Origin of the sequence: Tenacibaculum litoreum (genome assembly GCF_964513915.1) — a bacterium.
GTDB classification, from domain to species: domain Bacteria; phylum Bacteroidota; class Bacteroidia; order Flavobacteriales; family Flavobacteriaceae; genus Polaribacter; species Polaribacter litoreum.
Map to the genome: position 1 here is coordinate 46,408 of NZ_CAZEQS010000001.1, position 12,863 is coordinate 59,270.

Below are 12,863 nucleotides of genomic sequence, written 5' to 3' on the forward strand. Positions count from 1 at the left end.
GTAAAAGCCTTAGAGACTCCTCTAAGGCTTTTTGCTGGTTATTAGTATGTTATGATGAATTTATTTTCTGTTTTTATAGGTTTTTAGCAAAAAAAATATATATTTGCTAATGTTTTAACAAAAAATTAAGAATAGCTTTTTCTTCGTAGAAAAACTGCTCTTAATAAACTTAAAAAACCCTTCAAAAATGAAAAACAAAATTACCCTAGCACTTCTGTGCTTATTTTTTGTTGGTGCTTCGTATGCCCAAGAAAAAAGAAACTGTCACTCAATGGAAAACCTAGAGTACAGGCAATCCCTCAATCCTTCTTTAAAAAGTAAAATGCAAGAAATTGAGACTTTTACTCAAAAAAGAATTGCAGAAAAGAAGAACTACCAAGGAAAAATAGTAGGAAACATTATTCAAATTCCAGTAGTTGTACACGTTATTTATAGTAATTCACAAGAAAACATTAGTGTAGCACAAATTCAGTCACAAATAGATGTTTTAAACGAAGATTACAGAAGAACTAACTCAGACAAAACGAATAAATGGTCTCAAGCAGCAGATACAGAAATAGAATTTTATTTAGCTCAAGTAGATCCAAATGGTAATCCAACAACTGGTATTACAAGAAAATCATCATCTAAAACTTCATGGGGAACTAGTGATGCGATGAAAAAATCATCACAAGGAGGAGTAGATCCATGGGATACCTCTGAGTACCTTAACATGTGGGTATGTAATATTGGTGGAGGAATCTTAGGATATGCTCAATTTCCTGGAGGTAGTGCTGCTACTGATGGAGTAGTGATGGGACCTCAATATTTTGGTAGTTCAGATAAAGGATCAGGTTTCTATTTATCGTCTCCATTTGATAAAGGAAGAACAACAACACACGAAGTAGGTCACTTTTTAAACCTTAGACATATCTGGGGTGATGGTGGTTGTGGTGTTGATGATTTTGTTTCTGATACTCCTGAGTCAGATGCTGCAAACTACGGGTGTGCTTCAAGTCACTCTTCTTGTGGATCAGCAGATATGGTTGAAAACTATATGGATTACTCGGATGATACTTGTATGAACCTATTTACTTTAGGGCAAAAAAATAGAATGCGTGCTGTTTTAGAAACTGGAGGAGTACGTAGAAGTTTAGCGCTATCTGATAAAACAGGTGGTTCTACTTCATGTACAGCAACAGTGCCAACAGGAGTAACTGTTTCTAGTATTACTTCTTCAGGTGCATCAGTATCTTGGACAGCAGTTTCAGGAGCTACATACGATGTTAGATATCGTCAAACAGGAACTTCATCATGGACAACTAATGCGGTTTCTGGAACTTCAACATCTTTAAGCGGATTATCAGCTTCTACTCAATATGAAGTACAAGTACGTAGCAAATGTTCAGATGGATCAAATTCAGCATATAGTGCCTCTTCAACTTTTACAACTCCTGAAGTAACAATTTCTTATTGTTCTTCAAAAGGAAATAGTGTTTCTGATGAGTATATTGGAAGAGTACAATTAGGAACTATTGATAATAGTTCAGGAGGAGGAAATGGTTATTCAGACCATACCGGAATTTCAACAAATTTAGCAAAAGGAACTTCTCATACTATAACAATTACACCAACTTGGACAGGAACAGTATATAACGAAGGATATGGTGTTTGGATTGACTATAATCAAGATGGAGATTTTTCTGATTCAGGAGAAACTGTTTGGACAAAAGCGGCATCAAAAGATACGCCAGTTAGCACATCTTTTACAGTACCAGCTTCTGCTACAGATGGAGCAACAAGAATGCGTATAGTTTTAAAATATAATGCAACACCAACTGCATGTGAAGCTTCATTTTCTTACGGTGAAGTAGAAGACTATACAGTAGTAATTGGAGCGGGAACAGCAGATACAACAGCACCAACTGTACCAACAAACTTAGCAGCTTCTGCTGTAACGCAAACTTCTTTAACATTAAACTGGTCAGCATCTACTGACAATGTTGGAGTAACTGGTTATGATGTTTATCAAGGAACAACAAATATTGGGTCTGTAACAGGAACTACAATGAACGTAACAGGATTAACAGCAGCTACAGCTTATACTTTCTCAGTAAGAGCAAAAGATGCTGCAGGAAATGTTTCTGCTTCTAGTAGTGCTATAAACGTAACAACTTTATCAAACTCTGTATCATACTGTGATTCAAAAGGAAATAACTCTTCTTATGAGTGGATTGACAATGTTGAATTAGGAGGAATGACTAATGCAACTGGAGATAATGGAGGATATGCAGATTTTACTTCAAAAACAGCAACTTTAGCCTTAGGAAGCTCAAACCAAATGGCTATTAGTGCAGGATTTAGTAGTTCTTCATATACAGAATATTGGGCTGTTTGGATTGATTTTAATCAAAACGGAACATTTGAGAGTAGTGAAAAGGTTGTAACAGGATCTTCATCAAGTGCTAATAACTTAACAGCTACAGTTGATGTACCTGCAGGAGCAACTTTAGGAGCAACAAGAATGCGTGTTTCTATGAAATATAACTCTGCTCAAACAGCTTGTGAAACATTTACTTATGGAGAAGTAGAAGACTATACGGTAAATATTGTTTCTAGTACAAGACAAAACTCTTCAGCTAGTGTAAATGGAGAAAGATTGGGTAATGAAAGCACTTTAGATTTAATGGCATACCCTAATCCAGCAGTAGACTTTATTCAAATAAAATTAGCTTCTAGAGCTGATAATATGACTTATAAAATTGTAAATACTATTGGTAGAGTAATGAAAGCAGGTCGCTTAAACTCTTCAAACATCGATGTTTCAAAGTTGAATACAGGGATGTATATTTTAGAAGTAAATGATGGTCAAAAGCTACTAACTACTAAGGTATTTAAAAAATAAACCACACAAAAAGCCTGAGTTATTCTCAGGCTTTTTAACTAAAATCAATTAACTAAACCCTTCAAAAATGAAACACAATTATGCAAGAACTGTGTTTTTATCTGCTTTTCTATTCGCAGGAGTTTATACCGTAAACGCCCAGGAAAATAGAGAGTTAAAGCACGTAAAGTTCGATAAATCTTCAAAGGTGTCATTACAAAAAGCACCAGATTTAATTAGACAAAAATTAAAGCTATTTAAAAATGATGGCTTGCAAAAAATTAAATCAAACAGAGATGACTTAGGTTTTACACATGAAAAATTTCAACAAAAATTTAAAGGAGTAAAAGTAGAATTTGCCACATACACAGCACATGCAAAGAACGGTGCTTTAATGAGTATGAATGGTGAATTTTACGATGTAGGAAAAGTAAAAGTAATCCCAAAGCTTTCAAAAGCTCAAGCATTTCAAAAAGCTTTATCACATACAGGAGCAGAAAAGTATTTATGGGAATTTCCTGAGGCTGCCAAAGAAATGGATAATTATAAAAAGCCAGAAGGTGAATTATTAATTCTTCCTAGAGAAGTTATAGGAAAAAAAGAAGCAAGACTAGCTTATAAATTCGACATTTTTGCGACAAAACCACTAAGTAGAGGATATTTATATATAGATGCTCATACAGGAGAAGCGTTATTTTACAATGCTATTATTAAGCACTTAGATGAATTTGGTCATGTAGGTGAGCTTACCAAGCATGCTAAAAAAAGTAAAAAAACTGTAGAGGCTATGACAGCAGCATTAGTATCTGGTACTGCGCAAACTCGTTATAGTGGAACGAGAACTATTGAAACATCACTAAGTGGAGGAAACTATATTTTAAGTGATTCTGGAAGAAAAATATATACCAGAGATGCAAAAAATCAAGCACCAGGTTCTACATACCCATATGTTACAAATTACGATCAGTTTACAGATAATGATAATAATTGGACTACCGCAGAGCATAGTGCTAACAAAGATGATGCAGCGTTAGATGCTCATTGGGGAGCAATGATGACTTATGAATATTTTTTACAAAAGCATAATAGAAATAGTTATGACAACAGTGGGGCTCAAATTAGAAGCTATGTACATGTTGATACTAACTATGATAATGCTTTTTGGAATGGTTCAGTAATGTCTTATGGAGATGGTTCTTCGAACGGAACAGAAGGAAATGGTAACTTTGATGCTTTAACTTCTATTGATGTTGCTGCTCATGAAATAGGGCATGCAGTATGTACTTATACAGCAAATTTAGCATACCAAAGAGAATCAGGAGCTTTAAATGAAGGTTTCTCAGATATTTGGGGAGCAGCTGTTGAACATTTTGCAAAAGGAAATGGTAACGATTTAAACCCAGACCTTTCAGTTTGGTTAATTGGAGACGAAATTGATAGACGTAGTGGTTCTGCTGCTTTACGTTCTATGAATGATCCAAAATCACAAGGGCAACCAGATACCTACGGAGGAACTTATTGGAAGAATCCTAACTGTGGAACACCAACAAGATTTAATGATTACTGTGGAGTTCATACAAACTCAGGAGTTTTGAATAAATGGTTTTATTTACTATCAGTTGGTGGATCTGGAACAAACGATGCAAGTGATAATTATAATGTAACAGGAATAGGTATAACAAAAGCAGCTAAAATTGCTTATCGTACCGAAGCTAATTATTTATCAGCTAGTTCAACTTTTGCTGATGCTAGAACAGGAGCTATTCAAGCAGCTACTGATTTATACGGAGCAAATTCTCAAGAAGTAATTTCTACAACAAATGCTTTTTATGCAGTTAATGTAGGAGAAGAATTTGTACAAACATGTGCTTTAGCAGCACCAACAAATTTAAATTCATCAAATATTGGTGATAATGGATTTACGGTAACTTGGACAGCAGTTTCTGGAGCAGCTTCTTACGATGTAACTATTGGAGGAAATACAACAAATGTAACAGGAACATCATTTAACGCTACAGGGTTATTAAGTGGAACAGAGTATACAGTATCTGTAGCTGCTAAATGTACAGCAGGTGGAACAGGAACACCAGCAACATTAAATGTAACGACAACAGGTACACCACCACTTAATTATTGTTCTTCTAAAGGAAATAGTGTTGCTGATGAATATATAGAAAGAGTTCAGTTAGGAAGTATAGATAATACTTCTGATGGAGGTGGAGGATATTCTGATTTCACTACAATTTCAACAGATTTATCTATAGGTGATTCTAATACTATAACCATTACGCCTAAATGGACAGGTACTGTTTATAGTGAAGGATATGGAGTATGGATTGATTATAACCAAGATGGAGATTTTTCTGATTCTGGAGAAACCGTTTGGACAAAAGCAGCATCGAAAGATACTCCTGTAAGTACATCATTTACAGTACCAGCTTCAGCAACTGAAGGAACTACTAGAATGAGAATTGTATTAAAATATAACGCTACACCAACGGCTTGTGAAGCAACATTCTCTTATGGTGAAGTAGAAGATTATACAGTTAATATTACAAATGCTACACCAGATACAGAAGCACCTACAGCACCTTCTTCATTAACAGCATCTAATGTTGAAGAAACAACAGCAACATTAAGTTGGACAGCGTCAACAGATAATGTTGGAGTAGCTAGTTACGAAGTATTTAATGGAGCTACAAGTGCAGGAACTGTTAGTGGTACATCAATGAACTTAACAGGATTAACTGCAAATACTACATATAACTTTACAGTAAAAGCAAAAGATGCGGCAGGAAACGTTTCTGCATCAAGTAACACAGCAACTTTTACAACAAAAGAAGTGTCAGCAGTAGAGTATTGTACTTCTCAAGGAAACAATTCTTCTTACGAATGGATTGATAGAGTTTCTATGGGAGGAGTTGATAACACTACAGGAAACGATGGAGGTTATAAAGATTATACAAACTTAACCATGAATGTAGCTACAGGATCTAATAGACTTTATGTAAGTGCTGGATTTAGTAGTTCTTCTTATACTGAGTATTGGAAGGTGTGGATTGACTATGATAAAGATGGTGTTTTTGAAGATACCGAAGTTGTGTTAAGTGGATCTTCTTCTAGCGCTGGAGATCTTTATGAAGATTTTACAATTCCATCAAACGTTTCAGGAACAACAAGACTTAGAGTTTCTATGAAGTATAATAGTGCTCAAACAGCATGTGAAACATTTACTTATGGTGAAGTAGAAGATTATACTGTTAATATTTCTTCTGGTTCTTCAGTGGCTACAATAACTGGTTTTTCAGCCAATATTGGTGGAGAAGTAATAGGAAATGAAGAAAGTTTAGACTTACTAGCATATCCTAATCCAGCAGTAGATTTTGTACAAGTTAAACTTGCTTCAAAAGCAGAAAAAATAAGTTATAAAGTTATAAATACTGTTGGTAAAGTAGTAAAAGAAGGTCGTTTAAAATCTTCTAACCTAGACATTTCAAAACTAAATACAGGAATGTACATTTTAGAGGTAAATGACGGACAAAAACTACTTACAACTAAACTGTTTAAAAAGTAAGTTTTTAAAAACATTAAAGAAAAACAAAAGTCTGAGTTTTTACTCAGGCTTTTGCTTGTTTTAAATTGTAAATACCATTGAGAATAAAATCTTTGACTTAGCTAGGGGCGGCTGAACTATTAAAATTGGTTTATAAAGGGTTAAAAATGAGTCTATTCAAAAAGGTAAAAGACGAAGAAAAGGTAGTATTACAAAAGAGCTAGGAAATAAAAACTTAATTATTTAATTAAATTAATTCAAATGAACAAAAAGTTTAAATTTCTGATTGGAGGGCTGTCTGTTGCAGCAATTTCAATTATTGGTTCAGATTATCTTAAAAAGCAAAGTGTTGCTGATAAACTGGCTGAACAACGTAAAGTACACAGTACTTTTTTAAAGGAAAGTCCTTTAAATGAATCGTTAAAATGGGGGAAAAAAGAAAGAAAACTTAGAGGGTTACCACCTAATAGGTATTTTGATCAAATGCAATTACTTACCATGAATCCAGCTACAGGAAAAATGGAAGATGGAAGTTTAGCAGGATTGAGAGAAGACCTGTTGAAAAAAAGAGCACAACAAAAAAATCCTGGAGACAATGGAAATTCATGGACAGAAAGAGGACCTAATAATGTAGGAGGTCGTACAAGAGTTGTTTTATTTGATCCAAATGACGCTACAAACAATACCGTATATGCTGGTGGAGTAAGTGGAGGTTTATGGAAAAACACTAATATTAGTAATGCCAACTCGCAATGGACAAGAGTACAAAATGTACCAGGAAACTTATCTGTAACTTCTATTACTGTAGACCCAAGAAACTCAAATAGATGGTATGTAGGTACAGGAGAACAATATACAGCTGGTGATGTAGTAGGAAATGGAGTATATGTGACTACTGATGGAGGTACAACATGGAATGCAGTTAATATACCAGCTGCAGGAGATGCAATTATTAACTACAATGCAAGTAATGTTTTTTTATCTGGAATTCATTATGTAAACGATGTGTTAGCATGGGATAATGGGGCTTCAACAGAATTATTTGTTGCAGTTGGAGCGCATGTATATGGAGACTCTTCTAGTCCTAGAAACTGGTTAGGGTTACAGTCTGCAGGATTGTACCGCTCTACAGATAATGGAGCTACATGGAACAGAATAGAATCTGCTAATATGAAGTATGCCTTCGGTGGAAAAGACTATTATTATATAGCTAATGACTTAGAAGTAAGTGCAAATAATACGCTATGGATGGGAACCATTGCTTCTGCTTTAGGAGAAGGCGGAGGTAGAGTATTTAGCTCTACAAATGGAGGTACTTGGACAGAAGCAGCTGCTTCACCTCTAACAGAATCTAATAGAGTTGAAATTGAACCTTCTGCTACTGATGCAAATAAGATTTATGCATTAACACAAGGGACAACAAGTACTGCACCTGTTCATATTTATAAAACAACCAATGCTTTTTCAACAGCAAGTGCAACATCATTACCAAATGATGCAGACACTGGAATTGCAGCAAATGATTTTTGTCGTGGGCAAGCATTTTATGATTTAGTAATTGAAGCAGACCCAACAAATGACAATATAGTGTATGTTGGAGGTATCGATTTATTTAAAACAACAAATGGAGGTTCTTCTTGGTCTCAATTATCACACTGGTATGGAGGTTTTGGTCATCAAAATGTTCATGCAGATCAACACTCGATGGCTTTTGGAAATAATGACTCTTCTAAAATATTATTCGGTAACGATGGAGGAATCTATTATTCAGGAAATGCTGGAAGTACAATTAGCGTAAGAAATAAAGGATACAATGTAACTCAGTTTGTAAAAGCAGGAATTGGTCCTGACGGAGCAGGTGATGTTAATGGAATTTTTAGTGCAGGAGCGCAAGATAACGGTACACAAGCATTTAGAAATGCAGTAGCAGGAGTTAATAGTTCAACTGAATTAAGCGATGGTGATGGATTCTATACTTTCGTTGATAAAGATGGAGACTATATGATTGCAACTTATGTAAATAACGTAATATATAGATTTAGCTTACCTTGGAATGGATTAGGTAGACAACAAGGAGGAGCAACAACATTATCAAGTGACCAAAACACAGGAGATTTTGTAAATCCTATGGGATATGATAATGATGCTAATCGCCTATTATCTAATTCATCTACAAGTACAGCTAACTCAATTTTAAGTATTAATGTAGCATCAAATTCAAAAGGAAACATAACAAATGCATTATTAGATGCAAGCCCAACAGCTTTTCAAGCATCTCCTTTTACAAATAATGCATGGTTTGTAGGATTGGCAAACGGTAAACTATTAAAGTTAACAAACGTTACTAATTCTAATGCTACATGGTCAAACATAAATACACCTTTTGTTGGTTCAGTATCTTCAGTAAGATTCGGAGCTACAGAAAATGATATTTTTGTAACAATACATAACTATGGAGTAACAAGTGTTTGGGCTACTTCAGATGGAGGAGCGAATTGGGTGAGTAAAGAAGGAAACCTACCAAATATTCCTGTAAGAGATATTTTACAAAATCCATTAGATAGAACAGAAGTTATTTTAGCAACACAATTAGGAGTTTGGTCAACATCTAACTTTAATGATGCAAACCCTAATTGGAATCAAGCTTATAACGGAATGAGTGATGTTAGTGTTACTTCATTTGATTACTGGAACGTAAGTGGAGACCATGTTACTAATAAAGTAATTGCATCTACATATGGTAGAGGAGTGTTTACAGGTTCATTTACAAGTAATGCAGCTGCCGATACTGAAGCACCAACAGCTCCAACTAGTTTAGCTGCAAGTTCTATAACAGCAACAAGCTTAACGTTAAATTGGACAGCATCAACAGATAATGTAGGTGTTACAGGGTATGATGTATATCAAGGAACAACTAAAATAGGAAGTTCAACAACAACTTCATATAACGTAACAGGTTTAACAGCAAGTACAGTATATGCATTTACTGTTAAAGCAAAAGATGCTGCAGGAAATATTTCAGCAGTAAGTAATACAGCAAATGCTACTACTACAGCAGCAACAGTTACGTATTGTACCTCTAAAGGGAACAGTGTTTCAGATGAATATATTGGAAGAGTTCAGTTAGGAAGTATCGATAATTCTTCAGGAGGAGGAAATGGATACTCTGACCATACTGGAATTTCTACCGATTTAGAAAAAGGAAAATCAAACACAATTACGATCACACCAACTTGGACAGGAACGAAATACGACGAAGGGTACGGAGTTTGGATTGATTACAACCAAGATGGTGATTTTTCTGATGCTGGAGAAACGGTTTGGACAAAAGCTAAATCGAAAGACACTCCTGTAAGCACATCATTTACGGTACCTAGTTCAGCGGTAGATGGAGCTACAAGAATGAGAATTGTTATGAAGTATAATGCAACACCAACAGCTTGTGAGGCATCATTCTCTTATGGTGAAGTAGAAGATTACACAGTAAATATTACAGCTGCTGTAGCTGATACTCAAGCACCAACAGCACCTAGTAGTTTAGCTTCATCAAACGTTGCACAAACTACATTGACTTTATCTTGGACAGCATCAACAGATAATGTAGGTGTTACAGGATATGATGTATATCAAGGAGCAACTAAGTTAACAACTGTTACAACAACATCTTACAACGTAACAGGATTAACAGCTAATACAGCTTATACATTCTCAGTAAAAGCTAAAGATGCTGCAGGAAATATTTCTTCAGCAAGTAATACGGTAAATGTTACTACATTAGATAATGTTGTTACTTATTGTACTTCAAAAGGAAATAGAGTTACTTACGAATGGATAGATTATGTTTCTTTTGGAGGAATGACTAATACAACTTCTGCAAATGGAGGATATGGTGATTTTACGAACAAAATAGCAACAGTTACTCAAGGAACAACGAATCAAATTATTGTAAGTGCAGGATTTAGTGGTTCTTCATATACTGAGTATTTCACGGTTTGGATTGACTATAACCGTAATGGAACTTTTGAGTCTAGTGAACAAACTTCTTTAGGTTCGTCTAGTACTGCAGCAAATAGATCAGCTAATATTTCTATTCCAGCAAGCGCGTTATTAGGACAAACAAGAATGCGTGTATCTATGAAATATAATGGAGCATCAACAGCTTGTGAAACTTTTGCAGATGGAGAGGTGGAAGACTATACAGTTAATATTGTTAACTCATCGTCTTCAGTAGCAAATTCAGGTACAAGTGATGCATTTGCTGAGCCATTAGATAAAGAAGCAAAATCGAGTTTAATAGCATATCCAAACCCAGCTGTAAGTAACGTTACTGTAAAATTTGGAAGCAACGAAAATGTAAGTTATAAAATAACAAATACAATTGGTAGAGTTGTGTTAAGAGGAAAAACAGTTAATGGTACTGTAAATGTTTCTAATTTAAAAACAGGAATTTATTTATTAGAAGCTAATGATGGTAAAAAATCAGAAACCATTAAATTAATGAAGAAATAAAAGCGTTTCTTTTAATTATAATAAAACCCGAGCAATTGCTCGGGTTTTTTGTTTCTTTGCATAAAATTATAGAGAATGAATTACCTATCAGTAGAAAATATAGCAAAATCGTATGGTGAAAAGGTCTTATTTGAAGATATTTCTTTCGGAATTAATAAGGATCAAAAAATAGCCTTTGTTGCTAAAAATGGTAGTGGAAAAACCTCTATTTTAAACATTATTGCTGGAAAGGATACACCAGATGAAGGACAAGTTATTAGTAGGAAAGGAATTAATATTGCTTATTTGGCACAAGATGATGACTTGAACCCTGAATTAACTATTGAAGAAACTATTTTTTCAACAGAAAGCACCATTCTTCCTATAATTCAACAATACGAAAAAGCTTTACAAAACCCAGATGATGCTGAGGCGTACCAGAAAGCGTTTGAGTTGATGGAACAACACAATGCATGGGATTTTGAAACGCAGTACAAGCAGATACTTTCCAAGTTAAAACTAGATGATTTATCGCAAAAAGTAGGAAAGCTTTCAGGAGGCCAAAAAAAACGATTGTCTTTGGCAATCATCCTTATCAATAAACCTGATTTATTAATTTTAGACGAGCCAACCAACCATTTAGATTTAGAAATGATTGAGTGGTTAGAAGCTTTCTTTGCTAAAGAAAAAATTACGTTGTTTATGGTAACACACGACCGTTATTTTTTAGAGCGAGTGTGTAATGAGATTATTGAATTAGACAACGGAAAGCTGTATAAATACAAAGGAAATTATTCATATTATCTTCAAAATAAAGAAGAGCGATTAGCTTTAGAAGCAACCAACTTAGGCAAAGCAAAAAGCTTGTTTAAAAAAGAATTAGATTGGATGCGCCGTCAACCTAAAGCACGTACAACTAAGTCAAAATCGCGTATTGATGACTTTTTTCAAATCAAAGAGAAAGCACATCAACGAAGAAAAGAACACGAAGTTCAGTTAGAAATTAATATGGAGCGCTTAGGAAGTAAAATTGTAGAGCTTCACAAACTTAAAAAGAATTTTGGCGATAAGGTAATTTTAGATGGTTTTGACTACGTTTTTAAAAGAGGAGAACGCATCGGGATTATTGGAAAAAACGGAACAGGAAAATCTTCTTTTTTAAACATATTAACGGGTAAACTTCCTGTCGACGGAGGGAAAGTAATTGTAGGAGAGACTGTGAAATTTGGATATTATACACAGAAAGGAATTCAAATTAAAGAAGGACAAAAAGTAATAGAGGTTATTAAAGAGTTCGGAGAAGAAATTCCACTAACTAAAGGAAGAAGAATTTCTGCAGCTCAATTATTAGAACGTTTTTTATTCGACCGAAAAAAACAGTACGATTTTGTTGAGAAGTTAAGTGGAGGAGAACAAAAGCGATTGTATTTATGTGCGGTGTTAATTCAAAACCCTAATTTTTTAATTCTTGATGAGCCTACCAATGATTTAGATGTAGTAACCTTAAACGTATTAGAAAGTTTTTTACTTGATTATCCTGGAAATCTAATGGTGGTATCGCACGACCGTTATTTTATGGATAAGATCGTAGACGGTTTATTTGTTTTTAAAGGAAATGGAGAAGTAGAGAATTTTCCAGGAAATTACTCTGATTACAGGGCGTATGAAAGCTCTTTACTACCAGAGCCTAAAGAAGAAAAGAAAGTAGCTGAAAAGCAAGAAAAAACACCACAAAAAGGAAAGTTAAGTTATAACGAAAAACGAGAGTTTGGTCAACTAGAAGTGGATATTGAAAAGTTGCAAAAAAAGAAAGTAAAATTAGAAGCGCAATTTACGAATGGAGAAATAGCGATGGATGATATCAACGAAAAATCACTCGAATTACAAGAAGTTATAGATAGTTTAGAAGAAAAAGAAGAACGTTGGTTTGAGCTTTCGATGAAGTTGGAAGGAGAATAG

The 12,863-nt window shown here is 34.5% G+C and carries 4 protein-coding genes; all 4 read left to right on the forward strand.

Annotated features, from left to right (window positions below):
* Positions 1-187: 187 nt before the first annotated feature.
* The 4 genes from ACKTTR_RS00200 (at position 188) to ACKTTR_RS00215 (ending at position 12,863) form a co-directional block, all read left to right on the forward strand.
* The gene (locus ACKTTR_RS00200; protein ID WP_408025966.1) at positions 188-2,884 is read left to right on the forward strand and encodes a GEVED domain-containing protein; all 2,697 of its coding nucleotides are present in this window, start codon (positions 188-190) and stop codon (positions 2,882-2,884) included.
* 67 nt (positions 2,885-2,951) lie between these two features.
* Positions 2,952-6,437 (forward strand): M4 family metallopeptidase, encoded by a 3,486-nt coding sequence (locus ACKTTR_RS00205; RefSeq protein ID WP_408025967.1) that lies wholly within the window; start codon positions 2,952-2,954, stop codon positions 6,435-6,437.
* A 240-nt stretch (positions 6,438-6,677) separates the two neighbouring features.
* Complete coding sequence (locus tag ACKTTR_RS00210) at positions 6,678-10,925, forward strand: GEVED domain-containing protein (protein ID WP_408025968.1); 4,248 nt, start codon at positions 6,678-6,680, stop codon at positions 10,923-10,925.
* 75 nt (positions 10,926-11,000) lie between these two features.
* Positions 11,001-12,863 carry an ABC-F family ATP-binding cassette domain-containing protein gene (locus ACKTTR_RS00215; RefSeq protein WP_408025969.1) on the forward strand — a complete coding sequence of 621 codons (1,863 nt, stop codon included), beginning with the start codon at positions 11,001-11,003 and terminating at the stop codon, positions 12,861-12,863.